Origin of the sequence: Staphylococcus saprophyticus subsp. saprophyticus ATCC 15305 = NCTC 7292, assembly GCF_000010125.1 — a bacterium.
Lineage (GTDB): Bacteria > Bacillota > Bacilli > Staphylococcales > Staphylococcaceae > Staphylococcus > Staphylococcus saprophyticus.
This window is the reverse complement of sequence record NC_007350.1, coordinates 2,467,659-2,491,875: the sequence shown is the minus strand read 5'-3', so window position 1 is coordinate 2,491,875 and position 24,217 is coordinate 2,467,659. Positions and strand designations below refer to the sequence as shown.

Below are 24,217 nucleotides of genomic sequence, written 5' to 3'. Positions count from 1 at the left end.
TTATGAATCAGTACAGGAAGGGTGAATTTAAATGCGAGACGCATATATAGTAGCTTACGGACGTTCAGCAGCTGGCAAAGCCAAAAATGGTGCTATGGCACATGAAAGACCAGATGAGGTTGCTGCAAAAGTATTAAAAGGTGTATTAGAAAGAGTCGGTGGTTCGTTTGAACCGAGTATGGTTGAAGATGTCATTGTAGGGAATTCATTCCCAGAAGGTTTACAAGGGCAAAATATCGCTAGAACCATTGCTTTGCTAGCAGGTCTACCGAATGAAGTACCAGGTCAAACGGTCAATCGTTATTGCTCATCAGGACTTCAAACTATTGCACATGCAGCAAATCAAATTATTGCCGATCAGGCAGATGTTATTGTCGCAGGTGGTATTGAATTGATGAGCGCTGTGCCAATGGGTGGTAATGAACCAACGAATAATCCGATTCTTCAAGATGAAGATTCAGGCGTTTCATACCCGATGGGGCTTACAGCGGAAATGGTAGCAGAAACATATCATGTTTCTAGAGAAGATCAAGACGCATATGCAGTTCAAAGTCATCAACGCGCAGCAGAAGCGCAACAATCTGGTAAATTTGATGATGAAATTATACCTATTGAAGTCAATCAAGTAACATATGATGACAATGGACCTGTTGTTAGTAAAGCAGTATTTAAAGAAGATGAACTCATTAGACCAGATACAAATAAAGAAACTTTAGCTAAATTACCAACCGTATTTAAGGCTGACGGTACAGTGACGGCAGGCTCCTCGGCCCCATTAACAGATGGCTCAGGTTTTGTCGTTGTGATGTCTGGTGACAAAGTGAAGGAGCTAGGCGTAGAACCTATTGCACGCTTTGTTGGATTTAAAGCAGTAGGGGTAGATCCTAAATTGATGGGTATCGGTCCAGCATATGCGATTCCAGAAGTATTGGAACAAGCTAACTTAGACGTTAATGATATTGATTTAGTAGAATTAAATGAAGCATTCGCTTCTCAAACATTGGCTTCTATGAGAGAAGTGGGATTAGATGCTGAGAAGACGAATGTAAATGGCGGTGCCATTGCACTTGGACATCCACTTGGTGCTACAGGTGCGATGTTAGTAGGGCGCTTATTGTCTGAAATGAAGAAACGCCCAGAAACACGATACGGTATGGTTACCATGTGTATCGGTGTAGGTATGGGCGCAGCTGGAATTTTTGAATATGTGAGATAACACATGGATTAGTAAATGAAGTTATAACAATAAATAAAATATTTGGGATATAAACATTTCAAAATAAAAACGACAATTTCTGCAGTAATGGAAATTGTCGTTTTCTTTTTATGCGAATGACATTTATGAATTTCAGTAAAAGATGCTATAACTATCTTGTAATAAATGATTGTTATTGTGACAGTACGTATGCCTTTGACATTTCAACTTCAACTCTATGATTATGATATCGTTTGATTTAAAATACGCGTTAAGTATGTTTTTTTAGTCGTTGTTTTGCAGTATGTGTGGCTTTGCTTACAGGTTCATTACCGAGTGCTTTGCCGAGACCGAAATCAGGCATATTGATATAAATATTTTCATATTGATGGGAATCTACATTATATGTTTCATGGTAAAAACCAACGGCTTCATTATGCTTTAATTTTTTCGAGAATTTGCGCCAAGCTTTTAAATGTACAGGCATTTTTGCATAACTAAGCAATTTTTCGTTTGTTTCCCAATATTGAACGATCATAACACCACGATATTTAAACAACATTTCATAAGATAAACAACCGAGTGATTTATCCTTTGATAATTCCGAGAGCATTGGTGGCATAGCTAAAAGTACAGGCAACCAGTGATGGACTTTATACCACTTGTTGATGTGAAGGCCAATCAAAAATACAGTGACCGATTCATTAGGTAGTACAGTATAACGACCTTGATTCATATCAAATCATCCCTTCCGTTTTGAGAGCATGGTATTAATTTCGTCTATATCTTGTTGATTACGTCTTGTTTCAATACCCCAAATGATAAAATAAACAATTGTATAAATGACCACAAATAGTATGATTGCTGAAAGTTTAAGAGGAAACCATCCAGCTAATATAGCCAGTGGGAACATGATGATGAGCATTAAACTAAAGTGAGTTAATGTTTTAAACCATAATGTCTTTCGTGAATTCGAAAAGATAAGCGCGCCATAACTGAATGTGATACCGATTAATGCCCATATCACAACAGCAATAAACATAATTTGTAATTCAGTTAAATGTGCAAAGTAAATGCTACCCATCGTTGATTCTGGAGAAACTGGATGAAATTGGTGGTGCGCAAATAGTGTTGAAAATATTAAAGAGACAAAGACGCCAATCGTAATACCAATGGTTACACCGTGAAAGAATCGTTTCATAGCTTTAAAGCCTCCTTAATTAATGGTAAGTATCTTCTAGAAGAGTACGTAAATGATTGATCAGTAAAACGAATTTCAATCGTGCCATTTTTTATTTAATGTTAGATAATCAATGAAGTTCACATTGATGATTTCAGATTTTGAAATTTGTAGAAAGCTATGATTAAGCTGTGCTTTTATTTCGTATAAACGTTGATTCATCGTATATTGACGTTGAGCGGTGATAACATTTAATATCTTATTTTCTATCCGAAAACAAATGATATCTTGTGGTTTAAGATAATAGATGGTTTCGTTGTATTTTCCGGGAAATAATATATTTTGAGATAATTGTTGAATTGAGTTGATAATATCTGATAAATTGTTGGCATCTTTATGCGCGTATAGTATGATTTCATCTTCGTCTAATGTTTGATCATAAACAACCTTTACTTTCATGTTCAGTCCCTCCCCTTACATTAAGTAAAACAAATTTTTGATTGTAATACTATATAGACAGGCAAGTGGCTTCTATATGAAGCTAAGTGGCGCGATTAAGGGTAAAAACGTGTAAATAAAAACACCCAAAAGATTGAATTTATCATACAATCTTTTGGGTGTTTACTTATATCATCTATACTAACATTACTTAGTCTAAAGTGATCAATTGATAAACATGTTGCTCTGTTAATTCATTTGGCCATGTTATGTTCAAAGGATGCCAACTTTTACCACCATTGTCGGAAGAGAAGATACCTTTATTATTCGCAATATAAAAGATACCATCTCTTTCAGTGACAGCGGAGATAAGCGTGCCATTTGTGGAAGGTAAGCCTTCAGTTGCTTCAATCCAGGCATTATCTCGTGATTTATCAATAGCATAAATGGTTGAAAATGTGTGACTTTCATAACTATGGGCATTCATTGGCGAATTTGATGTTGAGATGACGATATTCTCAGCATTATTTGAATTGATTGCCAAGCCATAACCATATCTATGCTCAATGCCATCTATAAATGTTGTCCATGTTTTACCGTAGTCATCACTTTCAATAAAGGTATCTCTACCACCATTTAAAAAGGCATCTCCGAGAACGCCATATAATTTGTTGGGATGCTCGTCATGACTTTTGAGTACGTGAATATCGATAGGCGCATGATCCGTTTGCGGTACTTCCCAATGTTGTCCAGAATCTGTAGATTGAATCAAACCACCAGCCTCAATTGTAAGAGAAATGATATTGGGCGAGCGATGATTGTTATCTAACCATTTAACGTGATGTGTGTGCGGTCTTGGAGGGAAAAACCATTGTTCTTTTCCAGGAATATGTGCGAAATCTGTCAGTAATTCAAATGAGTCACCTTGATCATAGGAAATAAAGAGTGCACTTGGTTCTGTACCTACTAATACCGCACCAGTATTGTTACCTGTATCTATGACTGAGACTGCAGTAATGGATGTCATAGGAATGTCTTGCTTTTTAAAAGGACTATTATACGTAAAGCGTGTGCCAATAGGTAACCATGAATCGCCTTTGTCCACGCTTTTCCACAAACCGCGATCAAACGTGCCACAATATAATATGTCAGGATTGAATGGATCCTGAGCGATGGCGGTGGGGTTCATTCCTTCTAGTTTCTTTTCTATATGAAAACGACCATTAACTTGTTTAACTAATAATAGTGTATTTGCATATGTTGCTATGAATTGACTCATCAGATTAGCCTCTTTTTTATCATTTTTTGAAGTCTATTTGTGATGTACTTAATATACATCACGTTGGTAACGTTGATTTTTAATCATTTCTGTCAAATAGGCTTCGGCTTCAGTTTCATCCAAGTTACCTTCTTTGATGAGTACTTTAATTAATGATTCGTGTACACCGCTTGCCATCTCATCTTTATTACCACACAGGTAAATTGTGGCACCTGCCTGAATCCATTTATAGAATTCAGCACTATTTTCTTCGATGCGGTGTTGGACGTAAATTTTATTTTCAGTTTCTCTTGAGAAGGCTAAGTCTAATTTGCTTAATACACCTTCTTCGAGCCATTGTTCCAAATCATCTTTATAAAGAAAATCATGATGATAATTTTGATTGCCAAAAATCAACCATTGCTCACCTTTAAGATTGAGATAAGCTCTTTCTTGAAGATAAGCACGATAAGGCGCAATGCCTGTACCTGCACCAATCATGATGACAGGTGTTTCTGTGTCATATGGAAATTTGAAATTTGGATTCTTTTTCAAGTATACAGGTAGCTTATCCCCAACAGACGTACGATCTGCTAATTGGACAGAACAAACACCAAAGCGTTCACGACGATGTGCTTCGTATTTCACAACACGTACAGTAATGTGTACACTATTAGGATTTACCTTGTTACTACTTGCAATTGAATATTCTCGTGGCGGTAATTTTCTTAACAGTTGTGGTAGCATGTTGGGTTCAAGCGCAACAGGCGTAAAATCTCTAATTAAATCAATGACATCTTTACCGTAAATATAGTTTTGGACCCATTCCGATTTTTGAATATTAGCATTTAACATGGGATTACCTAATAATTCTGCAGCATTTTTCATCAGCACAGGCGTTAATTTTGCAATTTCAAAATCATGTGTTAAAGCCTCTTTAAGCGAACGCATTGAATCACTGTCGTTCATTTGAATAGGTGTTTCAGCATCCCAATTAAGTGCATCGATGAGTTGGTTCACGAGTACAGGATCGTTTTGTGGGATAACAACTAAGCTATCACCGGGTTCATAGGCCTCACGATAACCTTCAAGTGATATTTCAAGGTGTCTTACTTCTCGAGAAGCTTCTGGTTGTGTAAGAATGGTATTTTTCAGTACTTCTGCTTGAAAAGGATTAGATTTTGAATAAGGTGCTTGAGGTTCTTCTATTGTGACGTCCTCATTTTCAACGCTAGGCGTCTCTTCATTTGTATTGGATGAGGCTTGTGTTAATAGCTCAAGCATGTTGGTAATCCATTGTTCAGCTGTCTCTTCATAATCAAAGTCGCAATCCACTCTATCTGCCACTCTATTCGCACCGAGTTGACCTAAGATATAATCAAAGTCTTTACCAGCTTGGCAAAAATCAGGAAAATCTTGGTCACCAAGCGCTAGTACCGCAAAGTTGACTTGATCTAATTGTGGCGCATCATCACCGTGAAGGTAATCATATAAATCTAACGCATTGATAGGTGGTTCGCCAACGCCTTGTGTTGAACAAATAATAAAAAGGTGTTCAACCTCAGGTAATGAATCTCTCGGAAAATCATCCATATCCCAGAGATGGACATTTAAGTTCTGGGATTTGAGTTTTGTTTCAAATGTTTCAGCAATTTCTTCAGCATTACCAGTTTCAGTACCATATAGTACATGCACGTCTAGTGGTTCTGTTGAAGCTGATACAGGTTCTGACACGGACTGGTCAGTAGAAGTGCTAGTTTCTGTTTCGGTAATACCAGCCTCATTTTCTTGTATGTCCGTTTTGTTATCTGACACTGAAGTTGTTGCTGGATTGAGTAGATAACCACTTAACCAATGTTGTTGTTCAGGTGTTAACATAGGTAGTAGTTGATTGATAAGTGCCAATTGTTCCTCATTAAAAGGGGTGTTGGTTTGGTTCAGTTGCACGGATGTCACCTCTATTGATTATATTTATATAGAAAATAGGTGCATTTGCCCTATGATAAACTATATTGAATTTTATTGAATTATAACATTGATTGAATCATTTTAAATGATAGGAATTATCATTTATTTGAAAATCAAACTAATGACCTATACAGCTCATATATCCAGTACACTTAAATATGCCCACATCATATCGATAATGATGCGGGCATGTTATATATTTTAAAGGAGAATCGTAAATTAAGAAGTGCTCAAGTTCTTAATTTTTAATATAATGGCTAGGTTTTAATAGTAATAAACGAAATACGATGTTGTCGTATACGAATATATGTTTAAGGTTTTATAGCAAATGCGCGTACAGGAAAACCTGGCGCATCTTTAGGCTTAGGACTGATTGTGTAAATAATTGCCCCTCGACTTGGGAGTTGATCAAGATTTGTCAGTAGTTCTACTTGGAAAGTATCTTGACCTAATACATAACGCTCACCAATAATGTCACCGTTTTTTGCGACATCGATAGAGGCATCGGTATCAAATGTTTCATGACCGATGGCTTTCACATGGCGCTCTTCAAATAAATACTTTAATGCGTCTAGTCCCCATCCAGGTAAATGGAGCGCACCAGCATCATCTTTATTCTCGAAAGCTTCAATGTTGGGCCAACGTTTAGACCAATCACTTCTAAATGCAACAAAGGTGCCTTGCTCAATAGGGCCGTTATCAGCTTCCCATTGTTCAATGTGTCGACGTGTTAAGATGAAATCCGAATTTGCTTTAACGCTTTGTGAAAAATCTAAAACAACGAGTGGTAGGGCAAGTTCTTTTAAATTTAATTCATGTAAATAGCGCGTATGTTCCACAAAATGAATCGGTGCATCAATATGGGTACCATACTGACTCACAACATTCCAATTTTGAACATAGAATCCGTCGTCTGCGACATTGAATAGTGTCGACACTTGGGCCCGTTCAAATTCGCTAAAACACGGTATGGTTTCATCAAAAGTGTGGGTCAAATCGACCCACGTTGCTGATTTTAATTCTTCTAATTGCTTCCATAAAGGATAACTCATACGCATCACCTATTTAAGTTAATTTTAAACAGTTGCTGGATTTGTTGATTTACGTAATTTATCGACAGAATTAACTAACACACTTAAGGCTTCTTTAACTTCATCTTCTTTACGCGTCTTCAAACCGCAATCTGGATTTACCCAGAATAATGAACGATCTATTTCTTGTAATGCTCTGTTAATTGCAGCTGTAATTTCTGATTCAGTTGGAATTCTTGGACTGTGAATATCGTATACACCTAAACCAATACCTAAATCATAAGTAATATCTTCAAAATCTTGAATCAAATCACCATGGCTACGAGAAGTTTCAATAGAAATAACATCCGCATCTAAATCATAGATTGCATGAATAATTTGACCGAATTGAGAATAGCACATATGCGTGTGAATTTGTGTTTCATCAGCGACTGAAGATGTTGAGAGTTTGAATGAACGAACGGCTTTATCTAGATAGTCTGCATGGTATTCTGAACGAAGTGGTAAGCCTTCTCTTAATGCTGGCTCATCAACTTGTATGATTTGAATACCTTCACTTTCAAGCGCTAATACTTCTTCATTAATTGCTAATGCAATTTGGTCTTGAACCTCTTCACGTGGTAAGTCAACACGTTCAAATGACCAGTTTAAAATAGTGACAGGACCAGTAAGCATACCTTTAACTGGTTTATCAGTTAAACTTTGTGCGTATAATGTTTCTTTGACAGTAAGTGGCTCTGTCCATTTAACATCACCATAAATAACAGGTGGTTTAACCGCACGTGAACCGTACGATTGTACCCAGCCATATTTTGTAACTAGGAAACCTTGAAGTTTTTCACCAAAGAACTCTACCATGTCGTTACGTTCAAATTCACCATGTACCAGAACATCTAAACCGATATCTTCTTGAATTTTTATCCAACGTGCAATTTCATTTTTTAGAAATGTTTTATATGCTTCATCAGTGATACGGTTATTTTTCCAATCAGCACGGTATTTACGTACTTCTTGAGATTGTGGGAATGAACCGATCGTAGTTGTTGGTAAATCAGGTAAATTTAGGCGTGCGTCTTGTGCTTTTTTACGTTCTTTAAATGCTGATTGTCTAGAAGTTCTGACGCTATCAAAGTCGTATTCAAGATTTTTAAATGATTGGTTTTGAAAGCGTTCATAGCGGGCTTTCAATTCATTGTATTTTTGATCATCGTCTTTGTTGAATAAACGTTTTAACGCATCGAGTTCATCTAGTTTTTCAGTAGCAAAACTTAATCCTTCTGCAATAGAAGTATCAAGTGTTTCATCATCAAGTGATACTGGAACGTGTAATAATGAAGATGAAGGTTGAATGACAAGGTCATCTGTATAATTTTGTAATGTTTCGATAAGCTCTTTTTTAGCTTCTATATCAGCAGCCCATACATTACGACCATCAATAATACCTGCATAGAGTGTCTTCGTACGATCAAATTGGCCGTCTTCAATTTGTTTAAGATTAAAGCCGTGGTCGTGTACGAAATCTAGACCGATACCTCTGATTGGTAGGCTGTTTAAGAATGATAAGTTTACGCGTTCAAAGTAAGTTTGAACGACTAGGTAATCACCTAAGTTTGCTTCAGAAAAATAATTATATGCCGTTTTTGTGATGTCTTCGTAATCTACGCTATCGTCCGTAACAAGTGCAGGTTCATCAATTTGAATATACTCTGCGCCTGCATCAACGAGTGATTGTAAGACTTCTTTATATAATGGCAATAATGTTTGTACTTTTTCTTCAAATGATTGGTCGCCACCTTTAGATAACTTAACAAACGTAATTGGACCAACGATCACAGGGTGTGCGTTGACGTTTAATGATTTTGCATAGTTAAAGCGTTCTAATAATACATTTTTATTTAATTTTGGTTCAGCATTGTCCCATTCAGGTACAATATAATGATAATTTGTGTTGAACCATTTAATTAAGGCACTTGCAACATGTTCTTTGTTACCTCTGGCAATATCAAATAGTAAGTCATCATCGATATCTCTACCTTGGAAACGTTCAGGAATGATATTGAAAAGTAATGATGTATCAAGAATATGGTCATATAAAGAAAAATCGCCAACCGGAATACTAGATAAATTATAATTTTTTTGTAGCAATAAATTCTCTTTGTGCAAATCTGTTAATTGTTGATGTAATGTTTCTAAATCATATTTATTTGCCCAGTAGCCCTCGATGGCTTTTTTCCATTCTCTCTTTCTACCTAATCTCGGAAAACCTAAGTTTGATGTTTGAATTGTCATAATATTGCCTCCTGTTTAGTTGAAGTAATTGATTTTGAATAATTTGCAAGTTCCAGTGTATAATCGACCTTTTGGAATGGTGTAATTAAATACAAGCCATTAAAATATTCATGCACTGTGTCGATCAATGCTTTTGATAATTCAATGCTCAATGATTTTGTTTTTGCTTTATCATCTTTAACAGCTTCAAATTGTTCGAGAATGTCTTCTGACAATTTAATGCCTGGTACTTCATTGTGTAAAAATAATGCGTTGTTATAACTAGTGACAGGCATAATGCCAATAAACAATGGCACATCTAAATGTTTGGTTGCTTCATAGACTTCTTTAATTTTCTCTTTGCTATAGACCGGTTGGGTTATAAAGTAGTGGGTACCACTTTCTAATTTTTTCTCTAACCGTCGTACAGCACCGTCTAATTTTCTTACATTTGGATCAAATGCCCCTGCGATGTTGAAGTTCGTCTGCGTCTTCAGCGCATCACCGTCTGTGTTAATACCTTGATTGAAGCGTAAAGCAATTTCAGTTAACCCTTTAGAATTCACATCGTATACATTGGTTGCGCCTGGAAGGTGCCCAATCTTTGAAGGATCACCTGTAATGGTCAAAATTTCATTAATACCTAAGAGTGATAGGCCAAGTAAATGTGATTGTAAGCCAATCAAATTGCGATCACGACAAGTGATATGGACTAAAGGTTCGATGTCATATTGTTGTTTAATGATACTCGCTGCGGCAACATTACTGATTCTTACTGTGGCTAACGAATTATCAGCTAAGGTTACGGCATCAATCTTGGCATCGTCGAGTTTTTTGATATTTCTGAAAAATAAGTCTGTGTCAAGATGTTTCGGTGTATCTAGTTCAACGATAATTGTAGGTCTGTGTTTAACCTTTGATGTTAGATTTTGTTTTTGTGTTGGTTTCTCCGAATGACCCGTATATTTAGCGATAGGAATGACATTTTTTTGGTTTACCGGTTTTAAATCTGAGACCGATGATTTGATGTATTGAATATGCTCAGGTGTCGTGCCACAACAGCCGCCAATTAAACGAACGCCTTCATTGATGAGTTGCTCAGCTACTTTTCCAAAATAAGCTGCATTATCACTATATTTAAATTGACTATTTTCAATATCTAATAAACTTGCGTTTGGATAACATGATAGATAAGCACCATCGGGCAGTTCAATATGTGAAAACGATTGTTGCATATGGTGGGGACCGTGATGACAATTCAGTCCAACAATATCAGCACCGCTCTTAACAACTTGTTGCAAGGCTGTATTGATTTCAGTACCATTTCTTAAATAGTTTGTATTTAAAGCCGTGATTTGAGCAATAATCGGAATATCATATTTACGTTTAGTAGCTTTGATAATGGTTGTAAGCTCTTCTAAATCGTAATATGTTTCAAATAGAATGCCATCAACACCTGCATCGATTAATGTCTCAATTTGTATTTCTGTATGATATTGAATCGATGATAATTCTAAATCTTCTTGTTTGATACCCCTGAATCCACCTACTGTGCCTAAAATAAAGGTGTCGTCGTTTGCAGCTTGTTTAGCAATTTCTACTGCTGCGTAGTGAATGTCTTTAACTTTATGCTCAAGACCAAAAGGTTTTAACTTTTCAAAATTAGCACCATACGTATTGGTTTGAATAATATCGGCACCAGCGTCTATATAAGAACGATGAATGCGCGCCACTTTATCTGGATGTGTAATATTATAGGCTTCTGGGCATGTATCTAGACCTTCTGAATATAGAATGGTTCCAATCGCACCATCAGCTACTAATATGTTGTGCTTTAGTTTGTCGAGTAGTTGACTCATTGAAGGCCTCCTTAAATGCATAATTTAGATCAGAGATTAATTCATCTGCAGTTTCTAATCCAACGCTTAATCTAAATAATCCAAAAGTGATATTTCTGGCTTCTCTTACTTCTTTAGGTACAGCTGCATGTGACATCGTAGCAGGGTGTGAAAGTATTGTTTCAACACCACCTAAGCTGACGGAAACTAAAGGTAAGGAAAGGGCATCTACAAAATCTTGCGCTTTTGTCTCATCTTTTAAGCGGAAACCTAATACAGCACCGCCATGACTTGCTTGAGATAAATGTAAATCGCTATTTCCAGGGTAATAGACTTCTGCAATTTCATCACGTTGCGCTAGATACTCATAAAGTTTTTTAGTGTTTTCAACTGATTGATTAAAACGTACAGGTAATGTTTTTAAGTGTTTAGCCAGTGTCCAACTATCTTGAGCAGATAGGGCAGTACCTGTACCGTTTTGTAATAAATATAATGCATCGGCAATCGTTTGATCGTTTGTTATTGCTACGCCTGCAATAATATCAGTATGTCCACTTAAGAATTTGGTAGCACTATGCACGACAATATCAGCGCCGAGAGCTAAGGGTGATTGTCCTAGTGGTGTCATAAACGTATTGTCTACGGCGAGTTTGAGATGATGTTTTTTAGCAATATCGGCTGCGCCTCTAATGTCTGTAATTTTAAACAGTGGATTAGAAGGTGTTTCAATATATATCAGTTTAGTATTATCTTGAATAGCCTCTTCAATTTCATTTAAATGCGTCGTATCAATAGTTGAAAATTGTATATTAAAACGAGTTAGAATTTGTTCTGTTAATCTAAACGTACCTCCATAAACATCATCAGGTAAGATGACATGATCACCTGCATTTAAAGTTAATAACACAGCTGAAATGGCTGCGATACCTGATGCGTATGCAAAGGCATGACTTCCGCCTTCCAATTTAGCTAATTTTTCTTCTAATAAGGCACGGTTTGGATTACCACTTCTGGCATAATCATATTGTGCACCGCCGCCAAGCGTTTTTTGATGGAAAGTTGAAGAATCATATAAAGGAGGATTTGCAGAATCGTAATCTACACCTCTATGTGAATCGAATATTACTTCAGTTTCTTTTGATAAACTCATGAAATCACTCCTTGTTTAGATTTTTCTAATGCTTGAATAATGTCTTGTTCGATATCTTCATAGTCTTCGATACCGATGGATAACCTAATCAAATATTCATCGATGCCCCGTTTGTCTTTCTCTGCGTCTGGCATATCTACATGTGTTTGTGTATATGGAAATGTGATAAATGTTTCTGTACCACCAAGACTTTCTGCAAAAATACAGACGTTTAAATGTTCTAAGAATTTATCCACTTTATAATCTTTATTTAAACGTAAACTCAACATACCTGTACGTCCGCTATAAAGCACTTTGTCGATGGCCTCTAAGTCACTACATCGTTCTGAGAGTAATTTCGCATTATATTCTGAACGATCCATTCTCAAATGGAGTGTCTTTAAACCACGTTGGAGTAGGTAGCTATCGAATGGTGACAAAGTAGCACCAATCATGTTGTGTAACTGTCCTAATTGTTCTGCAAGTTGATTATCTTTAACGGTTACCACACCAGCAAGTACGTCGTTATGTCCGCCAATATATTTTGTAGCTGAATGTAAGACGATATCTGCACCATCTTCTAATGGCGTAGAAAGGTATGGTGTTAAAAATGTATTATCTATAATAGTTAATAAATTAAATTTTTTGCTTAAGATATAGAACGGGTCTACATCTACTTCAATCATTTGTGGGTTTGAGATTGGTTCAATGAACAATGCTTTAGTATGTTCTGTAATACTTTGTTCCACTTCTTCATAATTGAGGAAGTCAACATATTTGAAATGGATACCATACTGTTGTTCATAAAAATCGAAAAGTCTAAAGGTACCACCATATAAATCGAAAGATACCAATATTTCGTCACCAGATTTGAACAGATTACATATTAATTGAATAGCAGACATGCCACTTGATGTTGCAAATGAAGCTGTGCCGTGTTCCAATTTGGCAAATGCCTCCTCAAATGCTGAGCGTGTTGGGTTCTTAGTTCGTGTGTAATCATATCCTGTTGACTCACCGAGATGTGGGTGTTGATATGCTGTTGATAAGTAAATTGGATTGGCTATGGCGCCTGTATGATCATGTGACAATGCGATTTGTGCTAGTTCAGTATTTTTCATAATTGTTAACCTCCTTGTAAAAATAAAAAAAGCTCCCGTCCTTTAAACCCGAAAATTCGGATGTAAAGGACGAAAGCTTAGCTCGCGGTACCACCTTTGTTTGTTACATTATCACTAAAGTAACCTTATCCAGTACGCTAAATTGTTGTATATGTAACGTTGACTGAATCGTGTTATCATTTTTCGTAAATAAAAAACCCATTCTATAAATAAAATGAGTATTAACGAGAAGATAACGTGTGGAATAATCCAGTACGCCATTTAACAAAATGTTAATACTGTAGCGCTATAACGGGCGCGCCCGTTGATACCTCATATTGGCATCAACACTCAAAGGCCATTTTCAAACTTTCTTTCTGTATCTTCTTTCAGCGTTACGAAGACTCTCTGTGTCAGCAGTGTAAGTTCTACTTTCCTTGTTACTGTGTTTCTATTATTTCGAATTTGATATACCCAAGATTACACATTAAAATTACTTTTGTCAACAACTTATCTGAAAATTTCGATTAAACTAATTATTTGTCCTATATTCTTTGGTAGATGAGTGATGATATAATAGGCACATCTAATAATAAATCAAATTAAACGAGCTAGAGAAAATAGAAAGTAGGTGTTTGACAATCGAAAATCATCAAGATGAGCAATTAACCATAGAAGATAACGAAAATATTCAAAAAATAGCTATGACTACTGTTAAGGCAAATCCATATCAACCACGTAAAACATTTGATGAGGAACGATTAAATGATCTTGCCAAATCAATTAAACTTCACGGCATATTACAACCCATCGTTTTGAGAAAAACGATTTCTGGCTATCATATCGTTGTCGGCGAAAGGCGATTTCGTGCTGCAACAATTGCGGGATTGACTGAAATACCTGCGATTGTTAAATCACTTACGGATGAAGATATGATGGAACTTGCAATCATTGAAAATTTACAGCGTGAGGATTTAAATGCAATTGAAGAAGCGGAAAGTTATCGTAAATTGATGGATGACTTAAATTTAACGCAGCAAGATGTTGCGCAACGTCTAAGTAAATCTAGACCTTACATTGCGAATATGTTGCGTTTATTAAACTTGCCACAGACTGTTTCAAATATGGTGAGAGATGGTGCGTTATCAAGCGCTCATGGCCGCACATTATTAAGTGTTAAGGACAAACAAAAAATGCAACAAATTGCCAAACAAGCTTCCCGTGAGGCATGGAGTGTAAGAGAATTAGAACATTATGTCACTACACATTATAGTGATAATAAAGATAAAGTAGAGGCTACACAAAAGGCAACAAAACCAAAGTTTATTAGACAACAAGAACGTCAACTTAAAGCGCAATATGGTGCAAATGTAGCTATTTCCACTAAAAATAAAAAAGGCCAAATTACGTTTGAATTTAAATCAGAGGATGAATTTAAACGATTAATTCATCAGTTAAATGCTAAATATCAGCATGACGAATAAAAATTTAAAAAAGGTATGACTATGATATTTGTTTTTGATATAGATGGCACAATTTGTTTTAATGGCAAATTTATAGAATGACGGTTAAATCAAGTGATACAGCAATTGAATCGGCAACACGATATCATATTTGCGTCAGCACGACCTATAGGTGATTTGTTACCAGTTGTTAGAGATTACAGTAATCATTGGCTCATTGGTGGAAATGGCTCTATTATTTCAAAAGTTGGAGAAATTCAAACCATGGCTTATATCCCGAATGATTTATTTGAAAAGATTGTGAAGTTAATCAGCGATTATGATTTAAAATATATTATCGATGGAGATTTTGACTATGCTGCTAACGTAAGTGAAAGCCATCCAATTTATAGACAATTAGATCCAGATGGTTTAGCAAAGAATGTGAAGGTTGCTCATATTCAACATCCAATTAAGGTGATTCTATTCGCGACTGAGGAAAAAACATTTAAAGCACTTAAACAATGGTTTCAAAGTTACGAGGATGTATTATCAATCCATATACACGAAGTGGATCATAGCATAGATATTACAGCCATAAACATTAATAAGCACTCTACCTTAAAGTACATGATTGGTGCACAAAACTATATTGCCTTTGGAAATGATGTGAACGATACGCAATTATTAAACCATGCCCAACAATCTTTTTATGTGACTGGCACATCAGGCTGCTCTGAGGCTTATGATGTGTATATTCAAAATAATGCTGAATCCGTAGCAACAGTCATAGAAGATTTATACTTAAGTGAAAAATAAGAATAAAAAACCACGCTAAAAAGTAGTGAAGTACAGACTTTTTAGCGTGGTTTTAGTTGACTAATCATAGTGGATTAAAGTTTTAGATCATACAATATACGATTTCAATTTATAAAATGTGAGCAAATCAATACATACCAAAGAATTTGAATTTATACTTTTTTTAATTAGTTAACATTTTGTGAACTATGCATTTAGAAAATGTTTGAATTAATTGTTAATGATTGTAAGTTATATTATTTCGTACGATAATAGTGGTGAGAAGTAATTAGGAGGTATAATATGTTAACAGAAAGAGAAATTCAAACAATTAGAGATACAGTGCCATTACTTAAAGAAAAAGGACAAACTATTACGGAAATTTTCTATAAAAGGTTATTTGAAGTGCATCCAGAATTAAAAAATGTATTTAACCAAACAAATCAAAAAAAGGGACTGCAATCATCAGCACTTGCTATGGCAGTACTGGCAGCAGCGGAAAACATTGAAGATTTAACACCTATCGTACCAGCAATAATGCCTGTAGTTTATAAACATTGTGCTTTACAAGTGCAACCGGAACATTATGATATTGTTGGAGAAAATTTAATTTGGGCAATCCAAGAAGTGACAGGTTTAGAAAATAATGATCCTATTATTCAAACATGGATAAAAGCTTATGGAGCTATCGCTGATACCTTTATTGGTTTAGAAAAAGATATTTATAAACAAATGGCATGGGAAGGTTTTAAACCATTTGAAGTTACAAATATCACTGAGGAGACAGAACTTATTAAATCATTTACTGTCACATCAAATCGCATTGATTTAAGTCAATTTATACCAGGACAATATATAACTGTAGATATTTCTAGTGAAAAATTACCTTATCGTGCAAAAAGACACTATTCCATTGTTGATGGAGATGAAAGTTACTTAACATTTGGTGTAAGAAGAGATGTTACTGAAGCGCACGAAGGTGAAGTTTCTACTGTGTTACACGATGAAGTAACTGAAGGTGACATTTTAAATATATCTGCCCCAGTAGGTGGATTTAAATTAGAAAATACAGAAAACAAACAATTATTTTTGGGTTCAGGTGTAGGGGTTACACCGCTTGTCTCAATGTTTAATGAAGCCGTTAACATAGGTACACCAGCTATTTTCTTACAATCAACATCTAACGCACAAAATGTTGCTTTTGAAGAAAAATTAACTACAATTGCAAATCAATCAGACCATGCCCAGTTTGATATTCATTTTCGTGATGAAGATGGTTTTATCGAATCAGAACAACTGCGTCAATATGTGGACAATGAGACGGAGATCTATGTGTGTGGCGGTAACTCATTCTTAAAAGCAATGATTGCTGAATTACAAACATTAGGTATTTCTATGAATCATGTTCATTTTGAAACATTTATACCAAGACTCAGTTTTTCAGTATAATATAAAAGGATTAAAGATTTATGGTATTAGAGATTTAATCATTTTTGCAACGCAGGTATATAACATCAAATTAAATATTTGATGTTATATACCTGCGCTTTTTGTTTCTAGATTAGAATTATTATTAAAATTTAAAAAATTTTTAAAAAAAATTTAAAACATGATAACCATAGGCTTTAGGGCGATTTGAAAGTAACTAGATTATTATGACTATTTTGTGAAAATAATTATTATAAAACGTTTTAACTTCGCTTTTTAAAGCGGTTTCAAAGGTGTATTTTGTCAAAAAATTAATATATTTATTTTAATAAACACAAACTTGACATAAAAAATTTCAATGAGTAAAGTGTGTAGCATAATTATTTTCAAATAATTCAAAAAACGAAGTATAACTTGAATTTAAGTAAGCGTACATTAGAAGAAAAGGGGTGGACCCGTTAATGTCAGAAACAAAAATTACGTATGATGATTTCAATCCACACGCTTTTGAAACACTGGATATCACTGATGAAACTAAAGGTGCACGTGAAGTGATTAGATGGGCTTACGATGTATATGGTGATTCTATTATTTATTCATGTAGTTTCGGTGCAGAAGGCATGATTTTAATTGATTTAATTTCTAGTGTGAAGAAAGATGCGGAAATTGTATTTTTAGATACGAATCTCCACTTTCAAGAGACATACGATTTGATAGACCGTGTTAAAGCACGTTATCCGGAATTAAACATTAAGCTTAAACAACCGAGTCTTACTTTAGAAGAACAAGCGGATCAAGTTGCGCCAGCTTTATGGAAACAAGATCCAAATCAATGTTGTTATATTCGTAAAATTAAACCGCTTGAAGAAGTGCTATCTGGGGCGACAGCTTGGGTTTCAGGTTTAAGAAGAGAACAATCACCGAGTCGACAGGCAACTAATTTTATTAATAAAGATGAACGATTCAAATCAGTAAAAGTGTGTCCTCTGATTCATTGGACTTGGGATGATGTGTGGGATTATATTAAAGCGCATGATTTACATTATAACGAACTACATGATTTCAATTTTCCAAGTATTGGTTGTATTCCATGTACTGAGGCCGTTTCTGGTAATGGTGATTCAAGAGCAGGTAGATGGACGAATTCTACTAAGACGGAATGTGGTCTACATACGACGAATAAACCATAAATTAAGTAAATTCTTTTTTTTACACTAATAACCTAGTATTCGTATCGGAAATATAATGAATGTTGTAGAAGATATAAAATTCGATTGCTATATCGTTGATATGGCAAGAAATGAAATTGATTAAACCTATTTAGACAATAATTATAATTTATCAAATAAATATCGGGGTGAATGCATTGTGAATTTATCAGTATCAAATAGTCCTTTTGACCAAGAACAAGCAGCACAGTTAAATCAAATTTTTCAGACGTTAACTGCTGAACAGCAAATATGGTTAACCGGTTACCTTACAGCGCAACAAGGGGCTGTAGCACAAACAACTGAGGCGCCACAACAGGTGGCAGAATATGTTTTAAATAATGAATCCGAAAGCCAAACAAACAACGATCGTCACATTACCGTAGTTTATGGTTCAGAAACAGGTAATGCACAAAGTTTAGCTGAAATATTTGCAGATCGACTGGTCGAACATAATTACACTGTTAAGTTAACGGCAATGGATGAAATTAAACAAAAGGAATTTAAAAAAGTGGAGGATTTATTTGTCATTACTGCCACGCACGGTGAAGGTGATCCGCCAGACAATGCACTTACATTTCATGAATTTATACATAGTCGTAAGGCACCAAAATTAGAAAATGTAAGGTTCTCCGTGCTTGCATTAGGAGACGAGTCATACGAGTATTTCTGCCAAACAGGTAAAGACTTCGATGCAAAATTATTAGAATTAGGTGCTGAACGCCTTACGGATAGACAAGATTGTGATTTAGATTTTGATGATTTAGCTGAAAAGTGGATGAATAAGAATATTGAAATTCTAAATCAATCTACAGGTCATGGTTCAACGGTGACTTCTACTGAAACAGTACAATCTGCCAAAGAAAAACGTTACTCAAAATCGAATCCTTACAAAGCTGAAGTATTAGAGAATATCAATCTGAATGGTCGAGGTTCTAACAAAGAAGTTAGACATGTTGAATTGCTATTAGATAATTACGGTGAATCATTTGAACCTGGAGACTGCGTGGTAGTCTTACCTCAAAATGAACCAGAAATTGTGACACTACTGATTGAGACACTGGGTTGGGATAAAGATATTGAAATTCCAATCAATGATGATGGCGATACATTGCCATTGGAAAAAGCGTTAACTGAACACTTTGAGATTACTAAGCTGACGAAACCATTACTTCAAAAAGCAGCGGAGTTATTTGGCAATACGGAGTTACTTAGTCAAATAGACAATGCAGAATGGATACAACAATATGTTGATGGTCGCGATGTCATAGATTTATTAATAGAATTTCCAACTTCAGAACTGAAGCCAGAAACATTTTATAAATTACTAAGGAAATTGCCAGCAAGAGAATATTCTATCGCTAGTAGTTATGAGGCCACACCAGATGAAGTGCATATAACCGTTGGCGCCGTTCGATATGAAGCGCACGAACGCACGCGTAAAGGTGTGTGCTCTGTCCAACTAGCAGAACGGATTCAACCTGGAGACACATTACCGATTTACCTTAAAAAAAATCCAAACTTTAAGTTTCCATTTGATGAAGAAACGCCAGTCATTATGATAGGGCCAGGCACAGGCGTAGCACCATTTAGATCTTATATGCAAGAACGTGAAGAGCTTGGGTTATCTGGCAATACGTGGTTGTTTTTCGGAGAACAATATTTTACTACAGACTTTTTATATCAAACAGAATGGCAGGCATGGCTGAAAGATGAAACATTAGCTAAACTGGATCTCGCTTTTTCACGAGATACAGAAGAAAAAATTTATGTTCAGCATCGTATTGCCCAACAAAGTGAGCTATTTTATCAATGGCTACAAGATGGTGCAGCAATATATGTTTGCGGTGATGAAAAACACATGGCAAAAGATGTACATGACACCATTCGTAGTGTTATAGAGCAAGAAGGTGACATGTCAGAAGCAGATGCAGAAGCCTATCTTACTCAAATGAAACAAGAAAAACGTTACCAAAGAGATGTTTACTAAGAAAGGAATGATTACATGGCTGAAACAAAAGTCAATTTTTCAGACAAACTGGATGAAATGGAACGTATCAAAGCACATAGTGATTATCTTCGAGGATCGATTGTTCAAGGTTTGGCAGATAGAGTAACAGGCGCTATCGCAGAAGAAGATACGAAACTTTTAAAATTCCATGGTAGTTACATGCAAGATGATAGAGATATACGTGATGAACGTAGAAGACAAAAGCTAGAACCTGCGTATAGCTTCATGATTAGAGTGCGTGCGCCAGGAGGTGCATCAACAGCAGAGCAATGGATAGCGATGGACGATATTGCTAATACATATGCGAACGGCACAATCAAACTAACTACAAGACAGGCATTTCAATTTCACGGTATTTTAAAACGCAATTTAAAACAAACGATGAAAGATATTAACCAGTCCTTATTAGATACACTTGCGGCTTGTGGTGATGTGAATCGTAACGTTATGTGTAACCCTAATCCATATCAATCGGATGTGCACAGTGAAATTAATCAAATTGCCAGTGCTATTAGTAGACATTTATCGCCGAAAACACAAGCCTATCATGAGATTTGGTTAGACGGAGAAAAAGTCTTAGATACTAGCGATGAAGAACCAGAGCCTATTTATGGCAAAACATATCTTCCTCGTAAATTTAAGATTGGTATCGCAGTACCCCCATCTAATGATATAGATGTTTATTCTCAAGATATTGGATTAATCGCTATTTTAGAAAATGAACAACTTGTTGGCTTTAATGTCGCTGTAGGTGGCGGTATGGGTATGAAACATGGTAATACAGCAACCTATCCACAAGTTGGCAGATTGATTGGTTACATTCCTAAGGAAGAAGTCGTCGATGTATGTGAAAAGATTTTAACGGTTCAAAGAGATTATGGTAATCGTGAAGAACGTACGAATGCACGCTTTAAATATACAGTAGATAGACTTGGCGTTGATTGGATTAGAAATGAAATCAACAATCGCTTAGGTTGGCAATTAGAAAACAAGCGTCCTTATCATTTTGAACATAATGGTGATCGCTATGGGTGGACTGAAGGTAGTGGTAAATGGCACTATACACTCTTTGTTCAAAACGGACGTGTAAAAGATACGGAAGATTATAAATTAAAAACAGCATTAAGAACGATTGCAGAAGTTCACACAGGTGATTTTAGGTTAACACCGAATCAAAACCTTGTGATTGCGAATGTAGCTGCACATAAAAAGAATGAAATTGAAAAAATTATCACAGATTTTGGTATTACAGATGGTCAACATTATACAGGTTTAAGACGTAATTCTATGGCTTGTGTTGCTTTCCCAACATGTGGACTGGCGATGGCAGAGTCAGAGAGATATTTACCATCGTTGATTACGAAGATTGAAGATTTACTTGATGAAGCAGGTCTAAAAGAAGAAGAAATTACGATCAGAATGACAGGTTGTCCAAATGGCTGTGCAAGACCAGCGTTAGCAGAAGTTGCATTTATTGGAAAAGGTCCAGGTAAATACAATATGTATTTAGGCGGTGGCTTTATAGGTGATAGATTAAACAAAATCTACAAAGAAAATATCGGTGAAGCAGAAATTTTAGAAAGTTTAAGACCTATTTTATTACAGTATGCAAAAGAAAGAACAGAAGGCGAACATTTTGGTGATTTCGTTGTACGTGCTGGCATCGTTGAAGAAGTCAGAGATGGGCAAACATTCCATAGTTAAAAATTGAGAAAGTGGTGACAGGATGGGGAAAGTATTTTTAGTAGGCGCAGGGCCTGGAGACCCTGATCTAATTACAGTTAAAGGGTTAAAAGCAATTGAACAAGCAGATGTCATCTTGTATGACCGATTGGTGAACAAGGCGTTGTTAAATCATGCATCGCCTTCAGCGAAATTTATGTATTGTGGGAAAGATCCGAATCGTCATTCATTACCACAAGAAGATACGAATAAATTACTCGTCAATCTAGCAAAGAAAGGACAAACCATCACAAGATTAAAGGGCGGAGATCCATTTATCTTTGGTAGAGGTGGAGAAGAAGCAGAGATATTAGCCGAACATCATATACCATTCGAAATCGTTCCTGGCATCACTTCAGGTGTTGCAGCACCAGCATATGCAGGTATTCCAGTAACACATCGTGACTATAGTTCATCTGTTGCATTTGTAACAGGTGTGATTAATAAAAATATAGATAAAGAAAGTTACTGGAAACATCTTGCATTGGGGCCGGAAACGCTATGTATTTATATGGGTGTTAAAAAATTACCTGAAATTAGTGAATTATTGATGAAACATGGTCGTTCATCTGAGACACCTGTCGCTTTAGTTCATCTAGGAACATCTGAATTTCAAAAAACTGTGGTAGGTACATTATCAAATATTGTCGAAGTAGCAAAGGATATTGAAAATCCAGCGATGATTGTTGTCGGAGAAGTAGTCAAACTAAGAGAACGTATTAGTTGGTTTGAAGAAATGCCTGTTGAATCAGCAGTAGCGAAATTAACATATCAATAGAAAGTAAAATAGTTGAGTTTATCGCTATAAATAAGGAGGGGTAACTATGCGAGGTGTCTTATATGTGAGTCATGGTAGTAGGGTTCCAGATGCAGTGAACGAAGCGACAGACTTTATTGATTTAGTCAAAGCGCAGGTCAATGTGCCATTACAGGAAACATGTTTTTTAGAATTAACCAGTCCGAATTTGGCACAAGGATTTCAGCGTCTAGTAGATAAAGGTGCGACAGAGATTTCAGTTGTGCCAGTGTTGTTATTAAGTGCAGGGCATTACTACAAAGATATTCCAGCAGAAATTGAACATAGTCAGCAAAGATACCCTAATGTACATGTGTCCTATGGCAGACCGTTAGGCGTACAACCGAGACTGACTGAGATATTAAAGCAGAGAATTGAAGAATCTGGCGTGACGCCTAATTCGGATGCAAAAGTGCTCATTATCGGTAGAGGCAGCTATAATCCCCAAACACAAATAGACATTTCTACGATCAAGACACAGTTGTATGAACAAACTGAAATTGAAGATATCGAGACTTGCTACTTAGCAGCTTGTAAGCCTGCATTCAAAGATGCACTACACAGCGCAGTACAAACGGAATGTTCCCAAATATATATTGTGCCTTATTTATGGTTTACAGGTATTTTAGATCAACAAATCATTGATACGGTTACAGAATATCAAAATCATAAAGAGATTATATTGTGTAAACGATTGGGTAAACATCAACATTTACAAGATGCATTGAAAGCACGTGTTGAAGAGACTTTTGAATATGTGACACAGTAATTCATTTTAACAAGGAAGTGATGGTATGCCATTCATACCACTTATGATAGATATTTCTAATAAACGCGTCGTGATTGTGGGCGGTGGACAGGTTGCTGAACGCCGTATTGCCACATTAGTTAACTATACAACCCATATTAAAGTTATTAGTCCTTCACTTACAGTTGCACTATATCACCGCTACGAACAGGGTGAGATGAGTTGGTGTGCTAAAGCATTTGAAGTAAATGATATCGCGGAAGCAGATTTAATCATTGCTGCCACGAATGATAACCGCGTAAATCAACAAATCGCTGCTTCTAAACCGCAACACGCATTACTAAACATGACGTCTAAAGCACATACTGGTGATGTTGTATTTCCAAGCATATTAAGAAGAGGGCGATTAACGCTGAGTATTTCTACGAATGGTGCAAGCCCAACGCTCACTGCACAAATTTTAGAAGAGTTTAAAGCACGTTTCGATTTCAGTTATGAAGCGTATGTGGATTTTTTATATGAATACAGACAGCATATCAAACGAAGTAATTTAACGACACAAGAAAAACAAGATTTTTTGAAACATGTGTTAGATCCATCCTATAGAGATAAAAATAAACAAATCAAAATGATAAAGAAACTTGAATCACTAAACTAAA

The 24,217-nt window shown here is 35.9% G+C and carries 20 protein-coding genes and 1 other annotated feature; of the genes, 10 read left to right on the top strand and 10 right to left on the bottom strand.

Features of this window, described 5'->3' with window-relative positions; translation table 11 throughout:
- Positions 1-31: 31 nt before the first annotated feature.
- Positions 32-1,216 carry a thiolase family protein gene (locus tag SSP_RS12165; protein WP_011304011.1) on the top strand — a complete coding sequence of 395 codons (1,185 nt, stop codon included), beginning with the start codon at positions 32-34 and terminating at the stop codon, positions 1,214-1,216.
- A gap of 250 nt (positions 1,217-1,466) precedes the next feature.
- Here SSP_RS12165 and SSP_RS12160 read toward each other — a convergent pair whose 3' ends face one another.
- The 10 genes from SSP_RS12160 to SSP_RS12115 all read right to left on the bottom strand — a co-directional run bounded on the left by SSP_RS12160 (position 1,467) and on the right by SSP_RS12115 (position 13,426).
- Entirely contained in the window at positions 1,467-1,931 is a 465-nt protein-coding gene (locus tag SSP_RS12160; RefSeq protein ID WP_011304010.1) for a DUF4188 domain-containing protein, read from the bottom strand.
- A gap of 6 nt (positions 1,932-1,937) precedes the next feature.
- Complete coding sequence (locus SSP_RS12155) at positions 1,938-2,396, bottom strand: DUF3021 domain-containing protein (protein ID WP_011304009.1); 459 nt, start codon at positions 2,394-2,396, stop codon at positions 1,938-1,940.
- Between the two features lie 75 nt (positions 2,397-2,471).
- Positions 2,472-2,834, bottom strand: a complete 363-nt coding sequence (locus tag SSP_RS12150) for a LytTR family DNA-binding domain-containing protein (RefSeq protein ID WP_011304008.1) — start codon at positions 2,832-2,834, stop codon at positions 2,472-2,474.
- 190 nt (positions 2,835-3,024) lie between these two features.
- A complete protein-coding gene (locus SSP_RS12145; RefSeq protein WP_011304007.1) occupies positions 3,025-4,092 on the bottom strand; it encodes a WD40/YVTN/BNR-like repeat-containing protein in 1,068 nt (355 codons plus the stop codon).
- A 48-nt stretch (positions 4,093-4,140) separates the two neighbouring features.
- Complete coding sequence (locus tag SSP_RS12140; RefSeq protein WP_011304006.1) at positions 4,141-6,018, bottom strand: assimilatory sulfite reductase (NADPH) flavoprotein subunit; 1,878 nt, start codon at positions 6,016-6,018, stop codon at positions 4,141-4,143.
- 332 nt (positions 6,019-6,350) lie between these two features.
- Positions 6,351-7,091, bottom strand: coding sequence for a cyclase family protein (locus SSP_RS12135; RefSeq protein ID WP_011304005.1), 741 nt, complete (start codon positions 7,089-7,091; stop codon positions 6,351-6,353).
- Between the two features lie 24 nt (positions 7,092-7,115).
- Positions 7,116-9,362, bottom strand: a complete 2,247-nt coding sequence (gene metE / locus SSP_RS12130; RefSeq protein ID WP_103314614.1) for a 5-methyltetrahydropteroyltriglutamate--homocysteine S-methyltransferase — start codon at positions 9,360-9,362, stop codon at positions 7,116-7,118.
- Positions 9,356-11,197 (bottom strand): bifunctional homocysteine S-methyltransferase/methylenetetrahydrofolate reductase, encoded by a 1,842-nt coding sequence (locus SSP_RS12125; protein ID WP_011304003.1) that lies wholly within the window; start codon positions 11,195-11,197, stop codon positions 9,356-9,358. Before SSP_RS12125 ends, metE begins: the two co-directional genes overlap by 7 nt.
- Complete coding sequence (metC, locus tag SSP_RS12120; RefSeq protein WP_002484348.1) at positions 11,151-12,326, bottom strand: cystathionine beta-lyase MetC; 1,176 nt, start codon at positions 12,324-12,326, stop codon at positions 11,151-11,153. The genes SSP_RS12125 and metC overlap by 47 nt, the downstream gene beginning before the upstream one ends.
- The gene (locus SSP_RS12115; protein ID WP_002484347.1) at positions 12,323-13,426 is read right to left on the bottom strand and encodes a PLP-dependent transferase; all 1,104 of its coding nucleotides are present in this window, start codon (positions 13,424-13,426) and stop codon (positions 12,323-12,325) included. Before SSP_RS12115 ends, metC begins: the two co-directional genes overlap by 4 nt.
- Before the next feature lie 62 nt (positions 13,427-13,488).
- Positions 13,489-13,858 (bottom strand) — a binding site (T-box leader).
- Positions 13,859-14,040: 182 nt separating this feature from the next.
- On the opposite strand from SSP_RS12115, the gene SSP_RS12110 reads away from it, so the two are divergent.
- The 9 genes from SSP_RS12110 (at position 14,041) to SSP_RS12070 (ending at position 24,216) form a co-directional block, all read left to right on the top strand.
- On the top strand, positions 14,041-14,889 hold the full coding sequence (locus SSP_RS12110) for a ParB/RepB/Spo0J family partition protein (protein WP_011304002.1): 849 nt from the start codon (positions 14,041-14,043) through the stop codon (positions 14,887-14,889).
- A gap of 93 nt (positions 14,890-14,982) precedes the next feature.
- Positions 14,983-15,666, top strand: a complete 684-nt coding sequence (locus tag SSP_RS12105) for an HAD hydrolase family protein (protein WP_103314612.1) — start codon at positions 14,983-14,985, stop codon at positions 15,664-15,666.
- Between the two features lie 282 nt (positions 15,667-15,948).
- On the top strand, positions 15,949-17,094 hold the full coding sequence (locus tag SSP_RS12100; protein ID WP_011304000.1) for a globin domain-containing protein: 1,146 nt from the start codon (positions 15,949-15,951) through the stop codon (positions 17,092-17,094).
- A gap of 440 nt (positions 17,095-17,534) precedes the next feature.
- Positions 17,535-18,263, top strand: a complete 729-nt coding sequence (locus SSP_RS12095) for a phosphoadenylyl-sulfate reductase (RefSeq protein WP_002484343.1) — start codon at positions 17,535-17,537, stop codon at positions 18,261-18,263.
- 178 nt (positions 18,264-18,441) lie between these two features.
- A complete protein-coding gene (locus SSP_RS12090) occupies positions 18,442-20,271 on the top strand; it encodes an assimilatory sulfite reductase (NADPH) flavoprotein subunit (RefSeq protein ID WP_011303999.1) in 1,830 nt (609 codons plus the stop codon).
- A gap of 15 nt (positions 20,272-20,286) precedes the next feature.
- Positions 20,287-21,996: an NADPH-dependent assimilatory sulfite reductase hemoprotein subunit gene (locus SSP_RS12085; RefSeq protein ID WP_011303998.1), complete on the top strand. Its 1,710-nt coding sequence runs from the start codon at positions 20,287-20,289 to the stop codon at positions 21,994-21,996.
- A 22-nt stretch (positions 21,997-22,018) separates the two neighbouring features.
- The gene (gene cobA, locus SSP_RS12080) at positions 22,019-22,792 is read left to right on the top strand and encodes a uroporphyrinogen-III C-methyltransferase (RefSeq protein WP_011303997.1); all 774 of its coding nucleotides are present in this window, start codon (positions 22,019-22,021) and stop codon (positions 22,790-22,792) included.
- Positions 22,793-22,838: 46 nt separating this feature from the next.
- The gene (locus tag SSP_RS12075) at positions 22,839-23,579 is read left to right on the top strand and encodes a sirohydrochlorin chelatase (protein ID WP_011303996.1); all 741 of its coding nucleotides are present in this window, start codon (positions 22,839-22,841) and stop codon (positions 23,577-23,579) included.
- 43 nt (positions 23,580-23,622) lie between these two features.
- On the top strand, positions 23,623-24,216 hold the full coding sequence (locus SSP_RS12070) for an NAD(P)-binding protein (protein ID WP_231844704.1): 594 nt from the start codon (positions 23,623-23,625) through the stop codon (positions 24,214-24,216).
- Position 24,217: the final 1 nt, after the last annotated feature.

What these genes read in the sequence shown, in the direction of transcription:
- SSP_RS12165 (WP_011304011.1), top strand. Translation starts at nt 32, where the DNA reads ATGCGAGACGCATATATAGTAGCTTACGGACGTTCAGCAGCTGGCAAA.
- SSP_RS12160 (WP_011304010.1), bottom strand. Translation starts at nt 1,931, where the DNA reads ATGAATCAAGGTCGTTATACTGTACTACCTAATGAATCGGTCACTGTA.
- SSP_RS12155 (WP_011304009.1), bottom strand. Translation starts at nt 2,396, where the DNA reads ATGAAACGATTCTTTCACGGTGTAACCATTGGTATTACGATTGGCGTC.
- SSP_RS12150 (WP_011304008.1), bottom strand. Translation starts at nt 2,834, where the DNA reads ATGAAAGTAAAGGTTGTTTATGATCAAACATTAGACGAAGATGAAATC.
- SSP_RS12145 (WP_011304007.1), bottom strand. Translation starts at nt 4,092, where the DNA reads ATGAGTCAATTCATAGCAACATATGCAAATACACTATTATTAGTTAAA.
- SSP_RS12135 (WP_011304005.1), bottom strand. Translation starts at nt 7,091, where the DNA reads ATGAGTTATCCTTTATGGAAGCAATTAGAAGAATTAAAATCAGCAACG.
- SSP_RS12125 (WP_011304003.1), bottom strand. Translation starts at nt 11,197, where the DNA reads ATGAGTCAACTACTCGACAAACTAAAGCACAACATATTAGTAGCTGAT.
- metC (WP_002484348.1), bottom strand. Translation starts at nt 12,326, where the DNA reads ATGAGTTTATCAAAAGAAACTGAAGTAATATTCGATTCACATAGAGGT.
- SSP_RS12115 (WP_002484347.1), bottom strand. Translation starts at nt 13,426, where the DNA reads ATGAAAAATACTGAACTAGCACAAATCGCATTGTCACATGATCATACA.
- SSP_RS12100 (WP_011304000.1), top strand. Translation starts at nt 15,949, where the DNA reads ATGTTAACAGAAAGAGAAATTCAAACAATTAGAGATACAGTGCCATTA.
- SSP_RS12095 (WP_002484343.1), top strand. Translation starts at nt 17,535, where the DNA reads ATGTCAGAAACAAAAATTACGTATGATGATTTCAATCCACACGCTTTT.
- SSP_RS12085 (WP_011303998.1), top strand. Translation starts at nt 20,287, where the DNA reads ATGGCTGAAACAAAAGTCAATTTTTCAGACAAACTGGATGAAATGGAA.
- cobA (WP_011303997.1), top strand. Translation starts at nt 22,019, where the DNA reads ATGGGGAAAGTATTTTTAGTAGGCGCAGGGCCTGGAGACCCTGATCTA.
- SSP_RS12075 (WP_011303996.1), top strand. Translation starts at nt 22,839, where the DNA reads ATGCGAGGTGTCTTATATGTGAGTCATGGTAGTAGGGTTCCAGATGCA.
- SSP_RS12070 (WP_231844704.1), top strand. Translation starts at nt 23,623, where the DNA reads ATGATAGATATTTCTAATAAACGCGTCGTGATTGTGGGCGGTGGACAG.